Below are 22,400 nucleotides of genomic sequence, written 5' to 3' on the forward strand. Positions count from 1 at the left end.
TGTTGCGCCGGGCGGGGAAGGCGTGGTCACATGGATGGTGAGAGCGGGTTAGGTGTACCTAACCATGCCTGCCATCGGAGCCTCAGGAGGCATCCATGACGACGCCTGCCGAACGCGAAGTGCCGCCGCCGTCGATGAGCGACCTGCTGGCGGCCTGTGCGGCGGCGACGGCGGTCTCGACGCCGCCCCCGCCGTCCGACGACCGCGCCGCGGACACCGCCGCGCCCGCGTCCGAGCCCTCCGCCGATACTGCCCCGGACTCCGGGACCGACGCCGAGGCGGACGCCGGGACCGACGCCGAGGCGGACTCCGGCACCGGCGCAGGAGCCGAGAACGGCGCCGCTCCCGCGCTCGAACGCCGGGCGGGCTGACCGCGGCCGGAAGGGACTGACGCGCGGCGGCGGCCCCGCCTACAGTGTCGTGAGCCGCTCGGGGAACTCACACATGCGGGTGTGTACGCACGCCGTGGCGGCCATGAGGGGGAGGCCGGGAATGGGTGCACGGCAGGGCTGGTCGTCGGACGGACTGCGGCTCGACGCGGGGCGGATCGCCGAGGCGTACGCGCGCGTCAGACCGGACCTGGTGCGCGACCCGCTCCTCATCGCCGACGCCGCCGCGTACGACGTCGGCGTGGACGCTCTCGACAAGCGCATGAGCGCGCCGCCGCAGGACCTCACGGCCGACACCTTCTGGGGCTGGCTGAACGGCGCCGACCAGTACCGGTGGGCGGGCCTGCGGGTGCTCGCCGAGGCGTACGCCACTTCCGGGACCGAACATCGGACGGGACGCGTCGTCGTGCCCGAGGGGACGATGAGGATCGCCCGCGGCGACGTGCGCGTCGACGGGGACCTGGTCCTGGAGGACCAGGCGATGGTGCTGGTGCTCGGCACGCTCACCGTCACCGGGTCCCTCGTCGCCCTGCCCGACTACACGATGGTCGCCGCCGCCGAGGCCGTCTGCCGCGACGGGGTCTCGGCGGGCGAGGTCCTGGCCCTGGGTGCCGTTCGCTGCCCGGGAACGCTCTACCTCGCCCACGGCGACCACTCCTGCCGTGCGCCGCTCTGCGCGGGCGGGACCCTCGTCGACTTCGAACGGGACAACGCGTTCGGCGCGGTCGACGTCGCCGAACGGATCACCGACTGGGACTTCGCCGCCGCGGCGCGTGCCCTGGGCCTGCCGGAGGACGTGGACGACCTGCGGGACGCGTACGCGGCGAGGCTGCTCGGCTCCTGACCGTCCGCCACCGGTCACCCCGCCCCCGCGCCGGGCGCGGCGGCCCGTACGGCGCGCTCAGGGGCCGTCGGCCGCCGCGGCGGCGGTGCTCAGGGGACCACGACCACCGAGGTGCGGTTCCATGCGAAGTCCCACATCGCGTCTCCGTCGGCCCGGGACATCCGCACGCCGCCCGTCTTCAGCGACGGGTCCGGGCTCTTCATCGAGCCGTCCACCGCCGCGCTGAAGCCGACGGTCACCCCGTCCACCATCGCGAAGCGCACCACGTGCTCGATCATCACGCCGTCCGAACCCTTGGTGGGGGGCTCGCTGCGGCTCGTCACCCGGTACGTCCCCGGGGCGGGGTTCAGCGCGCTCGGCACGACCTCGAAGGTCCTGAGCACCTTGTCGTTCTCGTCGACGAGCCACACCCGGCGGTCGGCCAGCGCGTACACCGTCCGCTTGCCGGTCCCGGAGCCGGCGGGGACCACGGGCGGGGCCTCCTTCTCCTTCTCCGGCTTCGCGGGGGCGGTGGCCGTGGCGGACGCCTTCGGCTTCGGAACCGCGACGGAGTCGGGCGCGTTCGCCGATGCCTGGTACGCCAGGAAACCGACCGCGGCGAGGGCCGCGGCGGTGAGCCCGGCCACGATTCCCGAGCTGCCCCTAGCCACCGTGCGCGCCCCTTTCGCCTTCGTTCACAGCACAAGCGTTTGTCGTACAAGCGTTTACGTCGTTAGGTCGTACTCGCGTGTGCACGGTGACGGTAGCAGCCGGGACCGGCCCCGCCCGTTCAGCCGGGACGGGCGGGGCCGGGGCGCGGTGCCCCGCCCGGCGGAGCCGTAGGCTGTTTGCGTGCTCTTGCTCGCCTTGGATACCGCCACCCCCGCCGTCACCGTCGCCCTGCACGACGGGACCTCCGTCGTCGCCGAGTACGGACAGGTAGACGCCCGAAGGCACGGGGAGCTGCTGCTGCCCGCCGTCGACCGGGTCCTCGCCGAGGCCGGTACGAAACTCGACGCCGTGACGGACGTCGTCGTGGGCGTCGGCCCCGGCCCGTACACCGGGCTGCGGGTCGGTCTGGTCACGGCCGCGACCTTCGGCTCCGTCCTCTCCGTGCCCGTGCACGGGCTGTGCACCCTGGACGGTCTCGCGTACGCCGCCGGGCGGGCCGGTCTGGAGGGCCCGTTCGCCGTCGCGACGGACGCGCGCCGCAAGGAGGTCTACTGGGCGCGGTACGAGGACTTCCGCACCCGGGTCACGGAACCCGCCGTCGACCGCCCCGCGGACATCGCCGGGGCGCTGGCCGGGCTCCCCGTCGTGGGCGCGGGCGCCGTCCTCTACCCGGAGGCGTTCCCGGACGCCCGGGGCCCCGAGCACGTCGGCGCGGGCGCGCTGGCCGCCCTCGCCGCCGAGCGCCTCGCCGCGGGCGCGGAACTGCTGCCGCCCCGGCCGCTCTACCTGCGCAGGCCCGACGCCCAGGTGCCGAAGAACTACAAGGTGGTCACCCCGAAGTGACGAGCACGAGCACGAGCGCGAGCACGACCGCCGTGCTGCGCGAGATGCGCTGGTGGGACATCGGCCCGGTGCTGGAGCTGGAAGCCGAACTGTTCCCGGACGACGCATGGTCGTCCGGGATGTTCTGGTCCGAGCTGGCGCACGCGCGAGGCCCCGGCGCCACCCGACGCTACGTCGTCGCCGAGGACCCGGCCACCGGCCGGATCGTCGGCTACGCCGGGCTCGCCGCGGCCGGAGACCTCGCCGACGTGCAGACCATCGGCGTCACCCGCGACCACTGGGGCGGCGGCCTCGGCTCCGCGCTCCTCACCGACCTGCTCAAACACGCCACGGACTTCGAGTGCGCCGAGGTGCTGCTCGAAGTCCGCGTCGACAACACCCGGGCGCAGAAGCTGTACGAACGCTTCGGCTTCGAGCCCATCGGCTTCCGCCGCGGCTACTACCAGCCGGGCAACGTCGACGCGCTCGTCATGCGCCTGCGCGTGCACGAGGAGGCGCACCAGGACGTGGACGCGCACGCGGACGCGCAGGAAGACGTACAAGAGCCCGTACCGGAAACTGGAACTGACTGATGGCTGACGAACCGCTCGTACTCGGCATCGAGACCTCCTGCGACGAGACCGGTGTCGGCATCGTCCGGGGCACGACCCTGCTCGCCGACGCCGTCGCCTCCAGCGTCGACACGCACGCCCGCTTCGGCGGCGTCGTCCCGGAGATCGCGTCCCGCGCGCACCTGGAGGCGATGGTCCCCACCATCGACCGCGCCCTGAAGGAGGCCGGGATCAGCGCCCGCGACCTCGACGGGATCTCCGTGACCGCGGGTCCCGGACTCGCGGGCGCGCTGCTGGTCGGCGTGTCGGCGGCGAAGGCGTACGCGTACGCGCTGGGCAAGCCGCTCTACGGGGTGAACCATCTGGCCTCGCACATCTGCGTCGACCAGCTGGAGCACGGACCGCTGCCCGAGCCGACGATGGCGCTGCTGGTCAGCGGCGGCCACTCCTCGCTGCTCCTGGCCCCGGACATCACCAGCGACGTGCGTCCGCTGGGCGCGACCATCGACGACGCGGCGGGCGAGGCGTTCGACAAGATCGCCCGGGTGCTGGACCTCGGCTTCCCCGGCGGCCCGGTCATCGACCGGCTCGCGCGGGAGGGCGACCCGGCGGCGATCGCGTTCCCGCGCGGACTGACCGGTTCGCGCGACGCCGCGTACGACTTCTCCTTCTCCGGCCTGAAGACCTCGGTGGCCCGCTGGGTCGAGGCCAAGCGGGCGGCGGGCGAGGAGGTGCCGGTACGGGACGTGGCGGCGTCCTTCCAGGAGGCCGTGGTGGACGTGCTCACCCGCAAGGCCGTCCGGGCCTGCAAGGACGAGGGCGTCGACCATCTGATGATCGGCGGCGGCGTCGCGGCCAACTCGCGGCTGCGGGCGCTGGCCGAGGAGCGGTGCGAACGGGCCGGCGTCCGGCTGCGGGTGCCCCGGCCGGGGCTGTGCACGGACAACGGGGCGATGGTCGCGGCGCTGGGCGCGGAGATGGTGGCCCGGGGGCGGCCCGCCTCGGACCTGGAACTGTCCGCGGACTCGTCGCTGCCGGTGACGGACGCCCACGTGCCGGGCGCCCACGCGCACCACCACGGCCACGACCACGTGCACGAGATCAGCAAGGAAAACCTCTACTCATGACCGGTACGACCGTCGCGCTGATGTGGGAGGCCCGCGCCGTCACCGGCCGGGGCCCCGAACTCCTGGAGTGGGCGCGCGCCCGCGCGGCCGAACTGGCCCGCGAGCCGCTGCGGCGCGAGGTGCTGCGCGCCCCGCAGGACCGGGTCCTGGTCATCACCTGGTGGGACGCGGCCTACGGTGACGCGCTGCCAGAACTCCCCTCACCGGCAGCCGATCTGGTCACCCGCCCGGCGCACCGCTGGCGCTTCGAGTCGCTGGAGGCGGTGGAGTCCGCCGACCGGACGGGTTCCGGCTGAGAGCCTGTCGGGTGACCTCTGGCCGGGCGGCCGAAGGCCACCCGACAGGCTCTGAGCGGAGCGGCGGGCGGCGGCCCACGTGTCTCACGGCCGCCGCACCTCGAAGAGGAAGCAGCCGTACTCGACGGCGCGGACGTGCACCAGCGCCACCTCCGGGTCGGCGAACGCCTCGTCGAAGGCGCGGTCGAACGCCTCCCCGGCGTCCTCGGGGATTTCGATGAGACGGCCCCCGACGATGCGGCCCCCGGCGTCGTAGCGGCGGATGGTGCGCAGGGCGCCCGGCCGCGCGAACGGGTGGCCGGGAGTGTCCCGCGGCCCCTCGCACGCCTCGGCGTGGATGAACACCGGGCCCGCCTCGTCGTACGCGCCGGGCTCGCCGCCCGTCGCCGAGGCCCAGCGCCGCAGCGGGGCGTACGAGACGAGCGCCACCCGCTCGCCCGGTTCGACGGGCCGCAGACAGCAGCGCAGCGGACTTCCCACGCAGTCGAGCGGAACACCGTCCTCGCGCGCGGTGTACGGGCGCGACGGCCGGCCGGAGTCGTCGGTGACACGGAGTTCCCCGAGCGCGTCGGGGTGGATGGGCAGAGCTGTGTACGCGGTCATGGAACCCAGTCTTGGCGGGCCGCACCCCGGGACACCGGCGGAATCGCGACACGCAGGCCCCTCGCCGGCCTCGCGGGCCGACCGGGCGCGCGGGCGGGGGACCGGGCCCGTGCCGCGGGCCGGGTCGGCCGGTTCGCGACCGGTCAGCCGGTCCGGGGCTCGTGGCGGAGCAGCCCTTCGATGATCGCGTCGAGTTCCTCGGCCACCCGGTAGTCCGCGGCGTACTCCCGCCAGCGGTCCTTGATCGCGGTGAGCCGGGGCAGCGTCGCCGCGTCGTCCTCGCTGATCATCTCGGGGAAGTACCGCGTGCTCGGCGGGCTCTCGACGTGGCGTTCGGCACGGCGCTCGGCCGCCCTGCGGAAGACCAGGTCGGCGTAGACGTAGCACCAGATCGTCCGGTACGCCCGTACCGACCGGGCGGGGGAGAGGCCGCACGCGATGGCGCAGTCGATGATCTCCTCGACCATCCACAGCGCGTTCTTGTCGGTGAGTTCGCCCAGCGCCAGGACGTCCAGCACCCAGGGGACGCGCGCCAGGATGTCGTGCATGTGGACCGCCACGGCGAGCAGCCGCTCGCGCGGGTCCTCGGGCAGCTCGGGGCGGGGGAAGGTGTCCGAGGCGCCCGACAGGGTGAGCATCAGCAGCTCGTCCTTGTCCCGTACGTAGTGGTAGAGCGCCATCGGGGTGGAGCCGAGCTCCTTCGCCACCCGCCGCATGCTCAGGGCGGCCACGCCCTCTTCCTCGATGATGCGGCGCGCGGTGGCGACCATCGCGTCCGGGTCGAGCCTGCGGGGCCGTCCGACCGACCGTTTCCCCGCCGCCCGCTGCCCGCCCGTCGTGCCCTGCCCGCCCGTCGTGCCCTGCCCGCCCGTCGTCCCGCTCGCGCCGACCGGGGTCGTCCCGTCGGCCGGGGGCTTCCCGCTCGCGTCGGCCAGGGTCCTCCCGCTCGCCGAGCTCTTGCCGCCGGTCTCCGTCTCCTGCCCGTCGGCCGCACCCCTCCCGGTCCTCCGCCGCGCGCCGCCCGTTCGCTTCTTCGCTGTTCCGGGGGCCGTTCCCGGCTCCGGTGTCTCTTCTGTCCCTGGCACCCCGGCATTGTCCCCCGTCCGGGCCCGCACGTGTCCGCCGTGCCCGCACGTGTCCGCCCGCCCCGCCCGGCTTCCCGCCCGCGCCGTGATTAGTTTCTATACACGTACATTAATTAATCCGGCCCGAGGGGCGGGACGGGAGTACGAACGAGAGGGGACGTCGTGGACGACCGGTCACGACACACGCGCTGGTTGCTGGTGGTGGCGCTCACCGTGCAGTTCCTGGTGGCGCTGGACATGTCCGTGGTGAACGTCGCGCTGCCGGACGTGCGGCGCGGGCTCGGCTTCACCCCGGAAGGGCTCCTGTGGGTGGTGAACGCCTACGCGCTGGCGTTCGGCGGGCTGCTGATGCTCGGCGGGCGGCTCGCGGACCTGATCGGCAGCCGCCGGGTGCTGACGGCCGGTCTGGTGCTGTTCGGTGTCGCGAGCCTGGCCGGGGGACTGGCGACCTCGCCCGGCGCGCTGGTCGCCGCACGGGCGGCGCAGGGGATCGGCGCCGCCGCGCTCGCCCCGGTCGGTCTCGCCCTCATCGCCCTGGCCTTCCCGGCCGGGCCCGCCCGTTCCCGCGCGCTGGGGCTGTGGGGCATGGCCGGTGCGGCGGGCGGCGCGGTCGGCGTGCTCGCCGGAGGACTGCTCACCGACGCGGCGGGCTGGCGCGCGGTGATGCTGGTGAACGTGCCGATCGTGCTGTTCGCCCTGGTGGGGGCCGCGCGCACCGGGCTGCGCGGCGGCAGCGTCAGGACCGGTGCCCGGCTCGACGTTACCGGGGCGCTGCTGGTCACCGCGGGCACCACGCTGCTCGTCCTCGGGCTCGTCCGCACCTCGACCCACCCGTGGGGCTCGGCTCCGACGCTGGGCACGCTCGGTGCCGCGGTGCTGCTGCTGACCGCCTTCGTCGCCGTCGCACTGCGGACCGCGACCCCGCTGCTGCGTCCCGGGCTGCTGAAGGGGCGACCGGTGCTGGCCGCGAATCTCTTCGCACTGCTGCTGAGTTCGGGCCAGTTCGCCGCGTTCTACTTCGTCTCGCTCCACATGCAGTTCGTGCTGGGCTACGGACCGACCACCGCCGGTGCCGCGTTCCTGCCGTTCACGGCGGGCATCGTCGCGGGCTCGCTCCTCGCCACCCGCGCGGTCGCCGCACTCGGCCCCGGGCGGCTGCTCGCGGCGGGCGGAGCCCTCGCCGCGCTCGGTCTCGCCGGGTTCGCCGCGACCGCCCGCGCCGACGGCGGCTTTCTCCTCTCGATCCTCGCCCCGTCCCTGGTGTGCAGCGTCGGCATCGGCATGTGTTTCGTACCGCTCGGCACCGCCGCCACGACCGATGTCGCGCCCGAGGAGACCGGCATGGCCTCCGGGCTGCTGAACAGCTCCCGCCAGGTGGGCGGCTCGCTGGGGCTCGCCGTCCTGGTCACCGTCGCCGCCCAGGTCACCGGCGACGGGCGGCGCCCGGCCGATCTGGCGGCCGGCCACACGGCGGCGTTCTGGGTCTGCGCGGGGCTGCTCGCGGCGGCCGCGCCGGCCGCCCTCCTGCTGCTGCCGCGACCGGAACGGACCGCTCCGGTCGTCGCCGGAAAAAATTCTCGAAAGAATTCCGGAGCGGATGTCGATCCGGCCGTCTCCCGTTCGACGCAGGGGTGAGAGGCGGGGAACGGCCCCGCCCCTTCCGACCGAGGAGTCACCATGCCGCGCTTCATGTCGCTGATCCGTCTCGACGAGCAGACCTCCGGGCGTCCGGGCCCGGAGGTCGAGGAACGGATGAAGGCCCTGTTCGAGGAGATCACCAAGGCCGGGGTCATGCTGGAGACGGCCGGGCTCACCCCGACCTCCGAGGGGACCAGGCTCACCTGGTCCGGTGGCCGGCTCAGCGCCACCGACGGCCCCTTCACCGAGACCAAGGAGGTCGTCGGCGGTTACGCCATCCTCCAGGCCAAGGACAAGGCGGAGGCCCTGGAATGGGCCCGGCGGTTCCTGCAGGTGCACCCGGAGGAGTGGAACATCACCTGCGAGGTCCGTCAGATCGAGGAGCCCCCGGGCGCCTGACCGTTGCCGGTGGCGGTTTTGGCACCGGCACCGGTCGCGGTGCGGGTTCCGTCCCCGGTCCCGTCGCCGACCCCCGTGTCGGCACCGGGACCGGGACGGCCCGCCGGGCTTGCCGCCCGGCCGCACGGCTGATCGAATGCTGATCGTGACGGTGGGGAGCACGGCGACGGCGATCGAAGCGGTCTTCAGGATCGAGTCCGCGCGGATCGTCGCGGGTGTCACCCGCATCGTGCGGGACGTGGGCATCGCCGAGGAGATCGCACAGGACGCCCTGGTGGCAGCCCTGGAGCAGTGGCCGGACTCGGGTGTCCCGGACCGGCCGGGCGCCTGGCTCACGACCACGGCGAAACGCCGCGCCATCGATCTCGTACGCCGCAAGGAGACCTACGCGCGCAAGCTCGCCGAGGTGGGGCGGGCCCTGGAGGACGTGCCGCCGCCCGAGCTCGCGGAAGCCGACGACATCGACGACGACCTGCTCCGGCTGATCTTCACCGCCTGCCATCCGGTGCTCGCCACGCCGGCCCGTGTCGCCCTCACACTGAGGCTGCTCGGCGGACTCACCACCGAGGAGATCGCTCGCGCGTTCCTGGTGCCCGAAGCGACCGTCGCCCAGCGCGTCGTCCGAGCGAAACGGACCCTGGGCCGTGAGGGCGTCCCGTTCGAGGTGCCGTACGGGGCGGACCGCGCCGCCCGCCTCGGCTCGGTGCTCGAAGTCATCTACCTGATCTTCAACGAGGGCTACGCGGCGACGGCCGGTGACGACTGGCTGCGTCCGGCGCTGTGCGAGGACGCAGCTCGGCTGGCCCGGGTGCTCGCGGCCCTGATGGAGGACGAGCCCGAGGTCCACGGCCTGGTCGCGCTGCTGGAGCTCCAGGCGTCGCGAGGGACGGCCAGGACCGGACCCGACGGCGCGCCGGTGCTGCTCGCCGACCAGAACCGGGCCCGCTGGGACCAACTCCTGATCCGGCGCGGCATCGCCGCCCTGGAACGGTCCGTGGCCCTGACACGGGCGGCGGGCACCGGACTCGGCCCGTACGCCGTACAGGCCGCGATCGCCGCGTGCCACGCCGGGGCGCCCCGGTACGAGGACACGGACTGGGCCACCATCGCGGGCCTCTACGACCGCCTCGCCGCGATCGCGCCGTCGCCGGTCGTCGAGCTGAACCGGGCCGTGGCGGTGTCGAGGGCACGGGGTCCGGAGGCCGGACTCGCCCTCGTCGACGCCCTGGCCGACGACCGCGCGCTCCGGGACTACCACCTGCTGCCGAGCGTCCGCGGGGACCTGCTGGCCGGCGCGGGCCGTACGGACGAGGCACGCGCGGAGTTCGTACGGGCCGCCGGACTGACCCGCAACGAACGGGAACGCGCGCTGCTGCTCGACCGCGCGGCACGGCTCGGCCGATGACGCTCCTGTCCGCGGCGCCCGTTCGGCGCACGGTCGTGCCTGTCCAGCAGCCCGGTCGGCGCACGACCGGGCCTGTTCGGCAGACGGCGTCCGTTCGGTGCGCGGCGCCCGATCAGCGCACGGCCACGCCCAGCGAGGCGGCGCCCATCGTCCTCGGTGCGCCCTTCTCGTAGAACACGTCGAGGTCGGTGATCGTGAACCCCGCGGCCGTCACCATCCCGGCGATCGGCCGGGTCAGACGACAGCCCCCGAAGAGCCGCCGCTCCAGCGGATCGAGGCGGTGCTGCAGGCGGCGCACGTCCTCGTCCTCCTCGGGCGCCAGTCCGTGCTCCAGGAAGTGCAGGGTTCCGCCGGGCTTCAGGACCCGCCGCACCTCGCGCAGTGCCGCGTCGGCGTCCGGGACGGTGCACAGCGTCCAGGTGGACAGGGCGCCGTCGAAGGTCTCGTCGTCGAACGGCAGGTACTGGCTGTCCAGCCCCGCGCGCCGCACCGGAGCGAGTCCCGCGCGGACGCGGGCGCGGGCGAGGCGCCAGCCGAGGTCGGACGGCTCGATCGCGGCCACGCCGGTGACGGTGTCCGGGTAGAACGGCACATTGCGCCCGGAGCCGAAGCCGATCTCGACGATCTCGCCGTACAGGCCCTCGCAGACCCGGCGCCGCAGCGGTTCCGTCGTCCTCATCCCGCCGACCACGTCGACGATCCGGGGCACGATCCGTTCGGCGTAGAACCCCATCAGGAACCTCCGTGTGTCCCTCCCCAGCATGGCACCGGGGCGGTCCCCGCGCATCGCACGTCGCGCGGGAGCGGTGGTCCGCGCTCGATAGGGTCGGGTCCATGTCGTTGCGCACCCAACTGCCGCCGCCCCCGCCGCCCGTGGAGATACGTGCCTGGCCCGGCCAGGAGGCGATGCTCGCCGACCGGGCCGGGGTGCTCGCGGAGCTGGTGAGACGGCACATGTCGTTGGGGCGGCTGGCGCTGCTGTGGCTGTGGGCCGTGCTCTGCGCGCTCGGCTGGTCGCTGGTGGGTGCGGCGATGACCGCGTTCGAGCAGACCTCCGACTTCTTCAGCGCCGTGCTCGCGCTGATCCTCGTCGTCATGGGCGTCTGCTGCGTGGTGCCCGCCGTCGTGCTCGTCGCCGTCGGGCTGCGCCGCGACCGTGACATCCGCCGACTGCTCGTCTCCTGGGGCGAGTTGGGTCGCGACCCGGCCCGGGACGTGGGGCTGCGGAGGCCGGGGACGGCCCTGGTGTGGCTGCTGCCGTCCTACGCGCTGTGCGCGCTCGGGCTGTACATGTGCTTCGCGTTCCCGGCGGCCGAGGAGGCGGTCAAGGAGTCCTACGGGCTGGTCGCCCTGGTCATGGGGCTCGGGATGATCGCCTGGATCACCGGGCTGATCGGCCTCGTCAAGGCGTTCGCCCACCGCCGCTGGGTGATGCGGGTACTGGCCGGGGCGCCCGGCCCGCAGCCGCTGTTCTCCACCGGCGGCGGCGCGCACCGCTGACCCGCGCACCACCGACCGCGGTCCGGCCCGTCCGGCCCGACGCGTCCGGGGCCCGGCCTCTCCGGGGGCCCCGCCCGGACCACCCGAGGCCGGTCCGGGCGGGGCCCCCGGCCGGGGACGGGTCAGCGGCCGGCCGGCGGCGGCTCGGTCAGCGGACGGCCGATCAGCATCGTCGGCGCCCCGGCCACCCGGGTCAGGAACACCGTGGCGGCGTTCGGTCCCCGGAGCTTCATCCGGCGGCGCAGCTCCTCCGGTTCGACGGCCGAGCCGCGCTTCTTCACCGTCAGGACGCCCACCTCCCGCTCCCGCAGCAGCGCCTTCAGCTTCTTCATGTTGAACGGCAGTCGATCGGTGATCTCGTACCCGGAGGTGTACGGGGACGCGTACGGCCTGTCGCTCGTGACGTACGCGATGGTCTCGTCGATCAGCCGCCCGTCGCACCGCGCCACCACGTCGGCGACCAGATGGGCGCGGATCACGGCGCCGTCCGGCTCGTACAGATAGCGCCCGACCGGGCCGACCGGCGGGGCGGGCGGAGTGGCCGCCGACCACAGACCGGCCCCGGCCGGGAGCACGGTGGCGCGGTACGAACCGGCCGCGAAGCCCTCGCCGAACCAGAGCACCGCCTCCTTCACGTCGCCACCGTCCGAGATCCACTCGGCCTCCGCCTGCTCCGGGATCGCCTCGTGCGGGATGCCGGGGGCGATCTTCAGCGCGGCGCGGGGGGCCCGCAGCGCGGCACCGGTCGCCCAGGAGAGCGGCGGCGAGTACGCCTCGGGGTCGAAGATCCGGCCCCGGCCGCCGCGCCGGGCCGGGTCGACGAAGACCGCGTCGTACCCCGAGGTGTCGACCTCGGTGACATCGGCGCACCGCACCTCGATCAGGTTCGCCAGGCCGAGCGCGGCGGCGTTGGCGCGGGCCACCTCGGCGGTCAGCGGGTCGCGGTCCACGGCGAGGACCCGGATGCCCGCCCGCGCGAACGCGATCGCGTCGCCGCCGATCCCGCAGCACAGGTCCGCGAGGCTCCGCACCCCGCCCTCCTCGGCGAACCGCCGGGCCCGGTGCGTGGCCACCGACGTACGGGTCGCCTGCTCGACACCGTTCGGCGTGAAGAACATCCGGTACGCGTCCTCGGCACCGAACTTCGCCACCGCCCGCTGCCGCAGCCGCGCCTGCCCCAGCGCCGCCGACACCAGGGCGGGCGGGTGCGTGCGGCGCAGCCGGGTGGCGGTGGCCAGCTCCTGGGAGGGGTCGTAGGACCGCAGTTCGTCCAGCAGGGCCGTTCCCTCGGGAGTGCGCAGGGCCCGGAAGGCGGCGAGCGGACCGTCGGCCCCGGACGCGGCGTCGGCCCCGGACGGGGCGCCCGTGCCTTCCGGGACGTCCGCGCCGGATGCGGCATTCGAGTTGTTCGGTCCTGCCGGGTCGGGCGAACCGGCCGGGTCGTTCGGGGCGAGAGCGTTCACCCGCCCCATTGTGAGCCAGTCGGGGTGGTGAGCCAGTCGGGTCGACCGGCGGGGCCGGCGGTGGTGTCGGGCCGGAGCGTCCTACGTGAGCTGGCAGTATGCAACGCCACGTCATTTATACGACTAATGCGATAAAGGGAGGAATTAGCCATGACAGCGTGTGAATCGGGCCCGTGCGCGTCCCGCGGGCCGGGCTCCGCAGGGCGTGGGCCGACCCGCGCGGTCCTGGCCGCACTTCTGGTCGCCGCGGTCGGTTCGGGGTGCGCCTCCGGGACCGCGGAACGGGCGGACACCGGCCCCGGGCACCGGACCGGCGCGTCCATGGGCCCCTTTCCCGCGCTGCCCACCGAACCGCCCCCCGGGCAGCCCGGCGGACCGGGGTACCACGGAGGGGCCGGAGCCCCGGCCGACCGGGGCGCCCCCGCGGGGGCGCGCGAGAACGCGAAACTCGCCCCGGCCGTACGGGCCGCCCTCGCCAAGAAATGGGGGCTGGCCCGCGCTCCCCTGATCGCACCCCCGCCCGCCGCCAAGCCGCGCATCACCACCCGCAGGGGCTTCGAGGTCACGGGCGGCGACGCCTCCCTGCCGCCGGTCTTCACCACCGTCCCGACCAAGGACCGGGTGGTGTTCCTGACCATGGACGACGGCGCGGAGAAGGACCCCGAGCTGCTGCGGATGATGGATGAACTGGACATCCCGTACAGCGCGTTCCTCACCGACCACGAGGTGCGCGGCAACTACGGGTACTTCGGCGAGGCGCAACGGCTCGGCGTCGGCCTCAACAACCACACCCTCAGCCACCCCTACCTTCCCGGGCTCTCGTACGAGGAGCAGAAGCGCGAGATCTGCGGTCAGCAGGACATCATCGAGGAGCAGTTCGGGAAGCGGCCCGTTCTCTTCCGTCCGCCGTACGGCAACTACAACGGGGACACGCTGCGCATCGCGAAGTCCTGCGGGATCGAGGCCGTGCCGCTCTGGAACGCGGAGGCGTTCCCGGACCACATGGAATGGCGCGAGGGGGACGGGAAGCTGCGCCCCGGCGACATCATCCTCACGCACTTCCGGGGCCGGAACGAATGGGGCGCCGACATGACCGAACTGGTCCGCGCCGTCATGAAGACGATCACGGACCAGGGGTACGCGGTGGCCCGGCTGGAGGACTACGTATGACCGGAGGGCCGCGCACGAGCGGCGCGGTAGGGGCGCGTACGAGACGCGCGAGGCGTACGAGGCGTACGAGACGTGCAAGAGGCGCCGGACGGGCGGGACGGGCGCGCCGACGGTCTGCCCTCGGCCGCCCGGGCCCCGTGCACGGGCCGGCGCCCCGGCACCCCGGACCGACGGGGGAGTCCGGACGCCACGACTGGCTGAATTGGCACTCCGCTTGACCGAGTGCTAATCGCGGTCATAGTCTCGGTGCTGGCACTCACCGATGGAGAGTGCCAGCAGTACTGTGCGACTGGCAGGTCCGGCACCCGCGACGACGGATCCACCTGGTCGCCACACACAGACTCTTAACCCCGTGAGATCTCCGAAGGGGGAGACCGGATCGTGTCGACCGCCAGCACCAAGGTTGCGATCAAGCCGCTCGAAGACCGCATTGTGGTCCAGCCGCTCGACGCCGAGCAGACCACGGCCTCCGGCCTGGTCATCCCGGATACCGCCAAGGAGAAGCCCCAGGAGGGCGTCGTCCTGGCCGTGGGCCCGGGCCGCTTCGAGAACGGCGAGCGCCTTCCGCTCGACGTCAAGACCGGCGACATCGTGCTGTACAGCAAGTACGGCGGCACCGAGGTGAAGTACAACAGCGAGGAGTACCTCGTCCTCTCGGCTCGCGACGTGCTCGCGATCATCGAGAAGTAATTCACCCACGTCTGCTTCCGTTCCGCGCCCCTGGCCCCGTGCGTTGTGATCAGCCGGGCGGCCGGGGGCGCGGTTCGTTCGAGAGGAAAGCTCAGCTCCCATGGCGAAGATCCTGAAGTTCGACGAGGACGCCCGTCGCGCCCTCGAGCGCGGCGTCAACAAGCTTGCCGACACGGTCAAGGTGACGATCGGCCCCAAGGGCCGCAACGTCGTCATCGACAAGAAGTTCGGTGCCCCCACCATCACCAACGACGGTGTCACCATCGCGCGCGAGGTCGAGATCGAGGACCCGTACGAGAACCTCGGTGCCCAGCTGGTGAAGGAGGTCGCGACCAAGACCAACGACATCGCGGGTGACGGCACGACCACCGCCACCGTGCTGGCCCAGGCGCTGGTCCGCGAGGGTCTGCGCAACGTCGCCGCCGGCGCCTCCCCGGCCGCCCTGAAGAAGGGCATCGACGCGGCGGTCAAGGCCGTGTCCGAGGACCTCCTCGCGACTGCCCGCCCGATCGACGACAAGTCCGACATCGCCGCCGTGGCCGCGCTCTCCGCGCAGGACCCGCAGGTCGGCGAGCTCATCGCGGACGCGATGGACAAGGTCGGCAAGGACGGTGTCATCACCGTCGAGGAGTCCAACACCTTCGGTCTGGACCTCGACTTCACCGAGGGCATGGCCTTCGACAAGGGCTACCTGTCGCCGTACATGGTGACCGACCAGGAGCGTATGGAGGCCGTCCTCGACGACCCGTACATCCTGATCCACCAGGGCAAGATCGGCGCCATCCAGGAGCTGCTCCCGCTGCTGGAGAAGGTCATCCAGGCCGGTGGCTCCAAGCCGCTGCTGATCATCGCCGAGGACGTCGAGGGCGAGGCGCTGTCGACCCTCGTCGTCAACAAGATCCGCGGCACCTTCAACGCCGTCGCCGTGAAGGCCCCCGGCTTCGGTGACCGCCGCAAGGCCATGCTCGGCGACATCGCCACCCTCACCGGTGCGACCGTCATCGCCGAGGAGGTCGGCCTCAAGCTCGACCAGGCCGGTCTGGACGTGCTGGGCACCGCCCGCCGCGTCACCGTCACCAAGGACGACACCACGATCGTGGACGGCGGCGGCGAGCCCGGCGACGTCAAGGGCCGGGTCAACCAGATCAAGGCCGAGATCGAGGCCACGGACTCCGACTGGGACCGCGAGAAGCTCCAGGAGCGCCTCGCGAAGCTGGCCGGCGGCGTGTGCGTGATCCGCGTCGGTGCCGCCACCGAGGTGGAGCTCAAGGAGAAGAAGCACCGTCTGGAGGACGCCATCTCCGCGACCCGCGCCGCGGTCGAGGAGGGCATCGTCTCCGGTGGTGGCTCCGCTCTGGTCCACGCCGTCAAGGTCCTGGAGGGCAACCTCGGCAAGACCGGCGACGAGGCCACGGGTGTCGCGGTCGTGCGCCGCGCCGCCGTCGAGCCGCTGCGCTGGATCGCCGAGAACGCCGGCCTGGAGGGCTACGTCATCACCTCCAAGGTCGCCGACCTCGACAAGGGCCAGGGCTTCAACGCCGCGACCGGCGAGTACGGCGACCTGGTGAAGGCCGGCGTCATCGACCCGGTCAAGGTCACCCGCTCCGCGCTGGAGAACGCCGCGTCCATCGCGTCGCTGCTGCTCACGACCGAGACCCTGGTCGTCGAGAAGCCGGCCGAGGAGGAGGCCGAGGCCGGTCACGGCGGCCACGGCCACGCGCACTGACGCGTAACCCCGGCATCAGCCACCGAGGCCCGGTATCCCGTCGCGGGATACCGGGCCTCGGCCTGTGTGCGGGTCCGGGCGGCCGTGCGCCGTACGACGTGTCGCACCGCACCCGGGCCCCGGACACACGGACATGCGGACACGCGGACGGCCCGTGGCCGAGGGGCCACGGGCCGTGGGAGGAGCGGGCGGCGGAGCCGCGCCGCGGGCGGTCACGCCGACCGGGTCAGCACCCCCGCGCGGACCGGGTCCGCGAACGGCTTCCCCTGCGTGTACCGTTCCAGCTCGTCCAGCGCCTGATCGGCCATCCGATGCAGCTCACCGCCGAGCGAACCCGCCACGTGCGGGGTGAGCAGGACGTTCGGCAGCTCGTACAAGGGCGAGTCGGCGGGCGGGAGTTCGGGATCCGTCACATCCAGCACCGCGTGCAGCCGCCCCGACACCAGCTCCGGCAGCAGCGCCTCCTCGTCGACCAGCGAACCGCGCGCCGTGTTGATCAGCGTGGTCCCGGTCGCCATGGCCGACAGCTGCGCCGCGCCGATCAGGTGATGCGTCTCGGGGAGCTGCGGTGCGTGCACCGAGACCACCGAACTGCCCGCGCACAGCTCGTCGAGCGAGGTGAGCCGTACGCCGAGCCGGGCCGCCTCCGCCTCGTCCACGTACGGGTCGTACAGCAGGACGTCCAGGTCGAAGGGGCGCAGCAGTTCGATGACGCGCCGGCCGATGCGGGAGGCACCGATGACGCCGACGGTGCGGCGGTAGTTGCCGGAGCCGCCGAGTTCCGCGAGCCAGTCGTGCTCGGCGCGCAGGGCGCGGTAGCGGTCGGCGGAGTGCAGGACGCGCTTGTTCGCGAAGAGGATCGCGGCGAGCGTGAACTCGGCGACCGGCAGCGCGTTGGCCCCGGCGGCGGAGGTGACGGCGATGCCGCGTTCCCAGCAGGCGTCGGTGATGTGGTGCTTCACGGAACCTGCCGCGTGCACGACGGCCCGCAGCCGGGGGGCCGCGGCCAGTACCTCGGCGGTCAGCGGGGTCGCGCCCCAGCAGGTGAACAGCACCTCCGCCTCGGCGAACGCGGCGGCCACCTCGGGCGACGGATCGGTCAGGTCGTGGGCGACCAGGTACGGGTCGGTGCGGGTGAGGGCGGCCAGCCGGGTGCGGTGGCGGTCGGCGAGCAGACGGTCGGCGATGCCCGGACCCATGGCGAGCAGGGCCGTCGGCCGGTTGTCAGTGGCGTGGGTCATGGTGGTACCCGTACTCCTCGGGGCTCGTGGGGGGCTCGTGGGAAGGGTCACTTGACGCTGCCGGCGGTCATTCCGGCCTTCCAGTGCCGTTGGAGCGAGACGAAGGCGACGATCAGGGGGATGACGGCCAGGAGCGAACCGGTGACGACGAGCGGGTAGAAGCTCGGCTCGCCGTGGGTGTTGGTGTTCCAGGAGTACAGGCCGAGGCTCAGCGGGAACAGCTTGCGGTCCGAGAGCATCACCAGGGGGAGGAAGAAGTTGTTCCAGATCGCGGTGAACTGGAAGAGGAAGACGGTCACGAAGCCCGGCATGACCATGCGCAGCCCGATGGACCAGAAGACGCGCAGTTCACCGGCGCCGTCGATACGGGCGGCCTCCAGGGCCTCGTTCGGTATGTAGCCGGTGCTGAACACCCGGGCGAGGTACACGCCGAACGGGTTGACGAGCACCGGGATCAGCACCGACCAGTAGGTGTTGACCAGGCCGGTCTTGGAGGCCAGCAGGTACATCGGCAGGGCGAGCGCGGTCGTCGGGACGAGCACGCCCATCAGCACGAGTCCGAACAGCTTCTCCTTGCCGCGGAACTCGTACTTGTCGAAGGCGTATCCGGCGGCCACGCAGATCAGCGAGCAGACGAGCGCACCGACGCCCGCGTACAGGAGGCTGTTGAGGTACCAGCGGAAGTAGATGCCGTCGCCGTAGGAGGCCAGGTTCGACAGGTTCTCGCCGAGGTTGAAGCCCTGGAAGGAGAACGCGTTGCCCGCGAGCAGGTCGCCGGTGTCCTTCGTGGCGGCGGTGACCAGCCAGACGAGGGGGAAGAGCATGTAGACGACGGCGAGCAGGAGAAAGCCGTTGACCGCGGTCTTCGACATCCAGCGGCCGTGGGAGGCGGGGGAGTTCATGCTTTCTTGCCCTTCCGGCCGGTGAAGCGGGTGACGACGAAGGACAGCAGCGCGGCCGTGAGCGCCAGCAGGATGGACGCGGCCGCGGCGAGGCCGTAGTCGTTGCGTTCGAAGGCCGCGGTGTACGCGTACATGTTCGGCGTCCAGGTGGAGGTGACGGCGGAGCCGGTCCCCTTGTTGAGGATCAGGGGCTCGGTGAACAGCTGGAGCGAGCCGATGACCGTGAACAGCGCGACCATCACGACCGAGGCGCGGATCAGCGGCACCTTGATGCCGACCGCGATGCGCCAGGCACCGGCCCCGTCGACCGTCGCCGCTTCGAGGACGGAACGGTCGATGGCCTGCAGCGCGGCGTAGAAGATCACCATGTTGTAGCCGAGCCACTCCCACAGGGCGATGTTCACGACGGAGGGGAGGGCGCCCTCGGGCGAGAAGAAGTCGAAGCCGAGTCCGCCGGACTCCATCGCGCTGACGACCGGGCTGAGCTGGGGCGTGTAGAGGTAGACCCAGATCAGCGCGGCGATGATGCCGGGCACGGCGTGCGGCAGGAAGAGCGCGAGCTGGAAGAAGCGGCGGGCGCGGGCCAGCGCGGAGTCCAGCAGGAGGGCGAGGGCGAGGGCCCCGATGAGCAGCAGCGGAATGTAGAACAGGCAGTATCCGAGGAGTACGCCGAAGCCCTCGCGGAACGCCCGGTCGCCCAGGGCCGCCGTGTAGTTGTCGAGTCCGCTGAAGACGGTCTCGGTGCCGCCGAAGCCCAGGCCGGACTGCTTCTCGGTGAACAGGCTGAGCCAGACCGCGTATCCGATCGGCAGCACCATGGCCACGGTGAACAGTACGAAGAAGGGCCCCAGCAGGATGGCGGCGGCTCTGGTCGTCCGGGCGTGCTTCATCAGCCTGCGTCCTCGACCTTCAGACCGCGCTTCTTCAGCTCGGCGACCGTGGCGTCGTGCCCGGCCTTCACGGCGTCCTTGATGGTGGTGGAACCGCTGGCGACCTTGCCGAACTGGTCCTTCATGGTGGTGTTCGTGGTGCCGGTCGTCGGGCCCCAGTTCCAGTTCTGGCCGATCGACGCCGCGGCGCCCTCGAACACCTGGTAGATGTCCTCGCCGCCGTAGTAACCGGCGTCGAACGCCTTCTTCGCGACCGGGCGCAGTTCCGAAGCGGCCGGGAAGGCGCTGGAGGTGCCGGACTCGATGCGGGCCTTGATGCCTTCCTCGGTGGTCGACATCCAGGTGGCGAACTCGACCGCGGCCTCGGCCTTCTTGCTGTTCTTGGTCACCGCGAAGGTGGAGCCGCCGAGCATGCCGCTGGCCGGCTTGCCGTCCCAGCTGGGCAGCGGGGCGACGGCCCACTTGCCGCTCTGCTCGGGCAGGGTGCCCTTGAGGACGCCCGCACCCCAGGCCGCGCCGAGGTAGCCGACGGTGCCGCCGCTCTTGAGCGAGTTGGTCCACTCGGGGCTGAACGAGGCGTTCGAGCGGATCAGGTCGTCGTCGAGCATGCCCTGCCAGTAGTCGGCGACCTTGTTGGTGGCGGCGTCGGTCGTGCCGACCTTCCAGGTGTCGCCCTCGGGCTTGTACCACTGGGCACCGGCCTGCCAGGCCATCGCCTGGAACGTGGTCGGGTCGTCGGGGAAGAAGGTGCCGATCCGGGCCTTCTTGTCGGCCTTCTTGACCTTCTCGGCGGCCTTGCGGAAGTCGTCCCAGGTCTTGGGGACCTCGACGCCGAACTTCTCGAACAGGTCCTTGCGGTAGTAGAAGGCCTGCGGGGACGCGTCGAACGGGACGGCCCAGCTCTTCCCGCCCAGCGTGGTCAGTTCCACGGCCTGGGGGAGCAGCTTCTTCTTGATGTCGTCGGTGAAGTACTTCCCGATGTCCTGGAGCGCGCCCTGGCTGACGTACTCCGGGAGCTGCGGGTACTCGATGGAGACCAGGTCGGGGGCGTTGCCCGCCTTCACCGCGTTGGAGATCTTGGCGTAGCCGCCGGCGTTGCCGGACGGGATCTCCTCGTAGACCACCTTGATGTTCTTGTGCGAGGCGTTGAACGCGTCAACGACCTCCTTGGACCCCTTGGCCCAGCCCCAGAAGGTGATGCTGACGGGCTTCCCGTCGCTTCCGGAGGCGGAACTGTCGTCACCGCTGCCGCCACAGGCCGTGAGAACGGCGAGGGCGGTGGCGGCGCCGACGACGGCGAGGGACGTTCTGCTCGAACTGCGGCTCACAGCGAGACTCCTGAACAGGCGACGACATTGGCGTTGGCCGAGATCTTTCGACCAGCCGTGACCGAAGTCAAGAGCGAAAGAGCGATTGATCGAAAAAAGATCAGATACATTACGTATCGAAGCGGGCGGAATGTCGCGTGCTACGAACGGGTGAAGGGCGGGGGAACACCCGCCCGCCGTCTCCCGCCCCTCGGCCTTCCGCCTCGTGCCCGTGTCCGCCGCGTCCGTCGCGTCCGTCGCGTCCGTCGCGTCCGTCGTGTCCGTCGTGTCCGTCGTGTTGTCGTTCCCGCGTCTTCGACGTCGTCGTTCCTACGTCTCCGAGAGGGAGGCTCCGCAGGAGTCCCGGACCCTCAGCTGCGGCAGCAGCGTCAGGTGCCGCCGGGGCGTGCCCGAGCTCCGGCCGAGCCGTTCCACCAGCAGCTCCGTCGCGTGACGGCCCACATCGCGCTTGGGCGGTGCCACCGCCGTGAGCGGGGTGTCCGCGAGCCCCGCGACCTCGTCGTCGTAGGCGATCAGCGCCAGGTCGTCCGGCACCCGCACGTCCAGTTCGGCCAGGCGCTGCATCACCTGGATCGCGTCCACGTCGTTGTGGACCAGTGCCGCCGTCGCCACTCCCGAGGTGACCGCTTCGCGCAGCGCCTGCACGGCCTCCTCGAACGCCTCCGGCGCGAGTTCGGCGGGGACGGAGTCGATCACGTCCTGAGGCGGGCGCAGCCCGAGCACGTCGAGGGCCTCCGCGTACCCGGACCGCACCGCCACCGCGGTCGGGGAGTCGGCGCGGGCCATCAGCAGCGGCGCCCCGTGCCCGAGGCCCACCAGGTGGCGCATGGCGAGCAGCACCCCGTACGCGTGGTCCGAGCAGACCCGGTCCAGGCCGTCGAGCGGGGAGCCCGCGGCGGGCCTGCGCTCCAGCAGGACGGTCGGCACCGGCAGCGAGGCGATCCAGTCGCCGAACGCGGCGGGGTCGCCAGGGTGCTGCCAGCCCGGCGCGATCAGCAGCCCCTCGGCGCCCGCGGCGAGCAGGCCCTCGGTACGGGCCTGGTCCTCCTGCGGGCGGTAGTCGGAGATCCGCAGGATCAGCCGGGCGCCCGCCTGGCCGGCGGCCTCGTGGGCGCCGCGGATCACCTCGGCGAAGTAGTACGTCGACGAGGGCGCGAGCATGCCCAGGACCAGGCCGTTGCCCCCGGTCCCCGCGGCGGGGGCGGGGGTGGCGTCGCGCGGCCAGGACACCGAACCGTGCACCCGGTCGAGCAGGCCCCGGCCGGCCAGCTCCTCCACGTCCCGGCGCGCGGTGACGGGGGAGACCCCCAGCTGTGTGGCCAGGTCCGAGACCCGGGCCGAGCCCCGTTGCCGGACCAGGGCCAGCAGGCGGTCATGACGTTCAGCAGCACTTTCGCGCACGGCGGCAGTCCCCTCGCAGTGTTGTGGCCCGACCTCCGGACCGGCCGGTGCCGGAGCCGTTGTCCGACCCTAGACCAACGTGATCGAACGATGGGAGTTTCGATCATTCAAACGCGATCCATTGACGTTCAATCAATCCAAGTCCAGGATTCCGGGCAGTCCGAGTCCGGGATTCCGGCAGGTCCGAGCCCGGTTGTCCGGTGGCGCCGATTCGTCCTGCCCGGATTCCTCCGACCATCGACCCGCTCCGTTCCCGCT

23 protein-coding genes are annotated in these 22,400 nt (G+C 72.4%); 13 read left to right on the top strand and 10 right to left on the bottom strand.

The annotated features are described in order from the left end of the window. Positions 1 to 95 precede the first annotated feature (95 nt). A complete protein-coding gene (locus AMK22_RS20085) occupies positions 96 to 371 on the top strand; it encodes a hypothetical protein (RefSeq protein WP_073786862.1) in 276 nt (91 codons plus the stop codon). A 121-nt stretch (positions 372 to 492) separates the two neighbouring features. Continuing rightward, complete coding sequence (locus tag AMK22_RS20090) at positions 493 to 1,233, top strand: hypothetical protein (protein ID WP_073786863.1); 741 nt, start codon at positions 493 to 495, stop codon at positions 1,231 to 1,233. A gap of 89 nt (positions 1,234 to 1,322) precedes the next feature. On the opposite strand, the gene AMK22_RS20095 is transcribed toward AMK22_RS20090, so the two are convergent. Next, on the bottom strand, positions 1,323 to 1,883 hold the full coding sequence (locus tag AMK22_RS20095; protein ID WP_073786864.1) for a L,D-transpeptidase: 561 nt from the start codon (positions 1,881 to 1,883) through the stop codon (positions 1,323 to 1,325). A gap of 181 nt (positions 1,884 to 2,064) precedes the next feature. Here AMK22_RS20095 and tsaB point away from each other — a divergent pair, with 181 nt between their 5' ends. The 4 genes from tsaB to AMK22_RS20115 are packed head-to-tail and all read left to right on the top strand — an operon-like array spanning position 2,065 to position 4,701. Continuing rightward, positions 2,065 to 2,727 (top strand): tRNA (adenosine(37)-N6)-threonylcarbamoyltransferase complex dimerization subunit type 1 TsaB, encoded by a 663-nt coding sequence (gene tsaB, locus AMK22_RS20100; protein ID WP_242434060.1) that lies wholly within the window; start codon positions 2,065 to 2,067, stop codon positions 2,725 to 2,727. A gap of 44 nt (positions 2,728 to 2,771) precedes the next feature. Further along, entirely contained in the window at positions 2,772 to 3,299 is a 528-nt protein-coding gene (gene rimI / locus AMK22_RS20105; RefSeq protein WP_073786983.1) for a ribosomal protein S18-alanine N-acetyltransferase, read from the top strand. Further along, entirely contained in the window at positions 3,299 to 4,405 is a 1,107-nt protein-coding gene (tsaD, locus tag AMK22_RS20110) for a tRNA (adenosine(37)-N6)-threonylcarbamoyltransferase complex transferase subunit TsaD (protein ID WP_073786865.1), read from the top strand. The genes rimI and tsaD overlap by 1 nt, the downstream gene beginning before the upstream one ends. After that, entirely contained in the window at positions 4,402 to 4,701 is a 300-nt protein-coding gene (locus AMK22_RS20115) for a hypothetical protein (protein WP_073786866.1), read from the top strand. The genes tsaD and AMK22_RS20115 overlap by 4 nt, the downstream gene beginning before the upstream one ends. 84 nt (positions 4,702 to 4,785) lie before the next feature. On the opposite strand, the gene AMK22_RS20120 is transcribed toward AMK22_RS20115, so the two are convergent. Together AMK22_RS20120 and AMK22_RS20125 are read right to left on the bottom strand one after the other, a co-directional pair. Continuing rightward, on the bottom strand, positions 4,786 to 5,304 hold the full coding sequence (locus tag AMK22_RS20120) for a DUF1203 domain-containing protein (protein WP_073786867.1): 519 nt from the start codon (positions 5,302 to 5,304) through the stop codon (positions 4,786 to 4,788). A 143-nt stretch (positions 5,305 to 5,447) separates the two neighbouring features. Beyond that, positions 5,448 to 6,239 (bottom strand): TetR/AcrR family transcriptional regulator, encoded by a 792-nt coding sequence (locus AMK22_RS20125; protein WP_443333304.1) that lies wholly within the window; start codon positions 6,237 to 6,239, stop codon positions 5,448 to 5,450. Positions 6,240 to 6,551: 312 nt separating this feature from the next. On the opposite strand from AMK22_RS20125, the gene AMK22_RS20130 reads away from it, so the two are divergent. The 3 genes from AMK22_RS20130 (at position 6,552) to AMK22_RS20140 (ending at position 9,831) form a co-directional block, all read left to right on the top strand. Next, positions 6,552 to 8,024 carry an MFS transporter gene (locus tag AMK22_RS20130; protein ID WP_073786869.1) on the top strand — a complete coding sequence of 491 codons (1,473 nt, stop codon included), beginning with the start codon at positions 6,552 to 6,554 and terminating at the stop codon, positions 8,022 to 8,024. 42 nt (positions 8,025 to 8,066) lie between these two features. Next, entirely contained in the window at positions 8,067 to 8,426 is a 360-nt protein-coding gene (locus tag AMK22_RS20135) for a YciI family protein (protein ID WP_073786870.1), read from the top strand. Positions 8,427 to 8,562: 136 nt separating this feature from the next. Then, on the top strand, positions 8,563 to 9,831 hold the full coding sequence (locus AMK22_RS20140) for an RNA polymerase sigma factor (protein ID WP_073786872.1): 1,269 nt from the start codon (positions 8,563 to 8,565) through the stop codon (positions 9,829 to 9,831). A gap of 112 nt (positions 9,832 to 9,943) precedes the next feature. Here the strand turns inward: AMK22_RS20140 and AMK22_RS20145 are convergent, their stop codons facing one another. After that, complete coding sequence (locus AMK22_RS20145; RefSeq protein ID WP_073786874.1) at positions 9,944 to 10,564, bottom strand: class I SAM-dependent methyltransferase; 621 nt, start codon at positions 10,562 to 10,564, stop codon at positions 9,944 to 9,946. Between the two features lie 101 nt (positions 10,565 to 10,665). Here AMK22_RS20145 and AMK22_RS20150 point away from each other — a divergent pair, with 101 nt between their 5' ends. Beyond that, positions 10,666 to 11,331, top strand: a complete 666-nt coding sequence (locus AMK22_RS20150) for a hypothetical protein (RefSeq protein WP_073786875.1) — start codon at positions 10,666 to 10,668, stop codon at positions 11,329 to 11,331. A gap of 122 nt (positions 11,332 to 11,453) precedes the next feature. On the opposite strand, the gene AMK22_RS20155 is transcribed toward AMK22_RS20150, so the two are convergent. Further along, on the bottom strand, positions 11,454 to 12,632 hold the full coding sequence (locus AMK22_RS20155; RefSeq protein WP_073786985.1) for a class I SAM-dependent methyltransferase: 1,179 nt from the start codon (positions 12,630 to 12,632) through the stop codon (positions 11,454 to 11,456). Between the two features lie 312 nt (positions 12,633 to 12,944). Here AMK22_RS20155 and AMK22_RS20160 point away from each other — a divergent pair, with 312 nt between their 5' ends. The 3 genes from AMK22_RS20160 to groL all read left to right on the top strand — a co-directional run bounded on the left by AMK22_RS20160 (position 12,945) and on the right by groL (position 16,380). Then, positions 12,945 to 13,964, top strand: a complete 1,020-nt coding sequence (locus AMK22_RS20160; RefSeq protein WP_079186290.1) for a polysaccharide deacetylase family protein — start codon at positions 12,945 to 12,947, stop codon at positions 13,962 to 13,964. Between the two features lie 381 nt (positions 13,965 to 14,345). Next, entirely contained in the window at positions 14,346 to 14,654 is a 309-nt protein-coding gene (gene groES / locus AMK22_RS20165) for a co-chaperone GroES (RefSeq protein WP_073786877.1), read from the top strand. 100 nt (positions 14,655 to 14,754) lie between these two features. Next, positions 14,755 to 16,380: a chaperonin GroEL gene (groL, locus tag AMK22_RS20170; protein WP_073786879.1), complete on the top strand. Its 1,626-nt coding sequence runs from the start codon at positions 14,755 to 14,757 to the stop codon at positions 16,378 to 16,380. A 212-nt stretch (positions 16,381 to 16,592) separates the two neighbouring features. Here the strand turns inward: groL and AMK22_RS20175 are convergent, their stop codons facing one another. From AMK22_RS20175 to AMK22_RS20195, 5 genes are all read right to left on the bottom strand, one after another. After that, entirely contained in the window at positions 16,593 to 17,621 is a 1,029-nt protein-coding gene (locus AMK22_RS20175; protein WP_073786881.1) for a hydroxyacid dehydrogenase, read from the bottom strand. A gap of 47 nt (positions 17,622 to 17,668) precedes the next feature. Further along, complete coding sequence (locus AMK22_RS20180; RefSeq protein ID WP_073786883.1) at positions 17,669 to 18,523, bottom strand: carbohydrate ABC transporter permease; 855 nt, start codon at positions 18,521 to 18,523, stop codon at positions 17,669 to 17,671. Beyond that, positions 18,520 to 19,413, bottom strand: coding sequence for a carbohydrate ABC transporter permease (locus AMK22_RS20185; RefSeq protein ID WP_073786885.1), 894 nt, complete (start codon positions 19,411 to 19,413; stop codon positions 18,520 to 18,522). The genes AMK22_RS20180 and AMK22_RS20185 overlap by 4 nt, the downstream gene beginning before the upstream one ends. Beyond that, on the bottom strand, positions 19,413 to 20,741 hold the full coding sequence (locus AMK22_RS20190; RefSeq protein ID WP_073786887.1) for an ABC transporter substrate-binding protein: 1,329 nt from the start codon (positions 20,739 to 20,741) through the stop codon (positions 19,413 to 19,415). The genes AMK22_RS20185 and AMK22_RS20190 overlap by 1 nt, the downstream gene beginning before the upstream one ends. 309 nt (positions 20,742 to 21,050) lie before the next feature. Next, positions 21,051 to 22,142, bottom strand: a complete 1,092-nt coding sequence (locus AMK22_RS20195) for a LacI family DNA-binding transcriptional regulator (protein ID WP_073786889.1) — start codon at positions 22,140 to 22,142, stop codon at positions 21,051 to 21,053. Between the last annotated feature and the right edge of the window lie 258 nt (positions 22,143 to 22,400).

Origin of the sequence: Streptomyces sp. CB01580 (assembly GCF_001905795.1) — a bacterium.
Classification (GTDB): Bacteria; Actinomycetota; Actinomycetes; order Streptomycetales; family Streptomycetaceae; genus Streptomyces.

What these genes read in the sequence shown, in the direction of transcription:
- AMK22_RS20085 (WP_073786862.1), top strand. Translation starts at nt 96, where the DNA reads ATGACGACGCCTGCCGAACGCGAAGTGCCGCCGCCGTCGATGAGCGAC.
- AMK22_RS20090 (WP_073786863.1), top strand. Translation starts at nt 493, where the DNA reads ATGGGTGCACGGCAGGGCTGGTCGTCGGACGGACTGCGGCTCGACGCG.
- rimI (WP_073786983.1), top strand. Translation starts at nt 2,772, where the DNA reads ATGCGCTGGTGGGACATCGGCCCGGTGCTGGAGCTGGAAGCCGAACTG.
- tsaD (WP_073786865.1), top strand. Translation starts at nt 3,299, where the DNA reads ATGGCTGACGAACCGCTCGTACTCGGCATCGAGACCTCCTGCGACGAG.
- AMK22_RS20115 (WP_073786866.1), top strand. Translation starts at nt 4,402, where the DNA reads ATGACCGGTACGACCGTCGCGCTGATGTGGGAGGCCCGCGCCGTCACC.
- AMK22_RS20120 (WP_073786867.1), bottom strand. Translation starts at nt 5,304, where the DNA reads ATGACCGCGTACACAGCTCTGCCCATCCACCCCGACGCGCTCGGGGAA.
- AMK22_RS20135 (WP_073786870.1), top strand. Translation starts at nt 8,067, where the DNA reads ATGCCGCGCTTCATGTCGCTGATCCGTCTCGACGAGCAGACCTCCGGG.
- AMK22_RS20140 (WP_073786872.1), top strand. Translation starts at nt 8,563, where the DNA reads ATGCTGATCGTGACGGTGGGGAGCACGGCGACGGCGATCGAAGCGGTC.
- AMK22_RS20145 (WP_073786874.1), bottom strand. Translation starts at nt 10,564, where the DNA reads ATGGGGTTCTACGCCGAACGGATCGTGCCCCGGATCGTCGACGTGGTC.
- AMK22_RS20150 (WP_073786875.1), top strand. Translation starts at nt 10,666, where the DNA reads ATGTCGTTGCGCACCCAACTGCCGCCGCCCCCGCCGCCCGTGGAGATA.
- AMK22_RS20160 (WP_079186290.1), top strand. Translation starts at nt 12,945, where the DNA reads ATGACAGCGTGTGAATCGGGCCCGTGCGCGTCCCGCGGGCCGGGCTCC.
- groL (WP_073786879.1), top strand. Translation starts at nt 14,755, where the DNA reads ATGGCGAAGATCCTGAAGTTCGACGAGGACGCCCGTCGCGCCCTCGAG.
- AMK22_RS20175 (WP_073786881.1), bottom strand. Translation starts at nt 17,621, where the DNA reads ATGACCCACGCCACTGACAACCGGCCGACGGCCCTGCTCGCCATGGGT.
- AMK22_RS20180 (WP_073786883.1), bottom strand. Translation starts at nt 18,523, where the DNA reads ATGAACTCCCCCGCCTCCCACGGCCGCTGGATGTCGAAGACCGCGGTC.
- AMK22_RS20185 (WP_073786885.1), bottom strand. Translation starts at nt 19,413, where the DNA reads ATGAAGCACGCCCGGACGACCAGAGCCGCCGCCATCCTGCTGGGGCCC.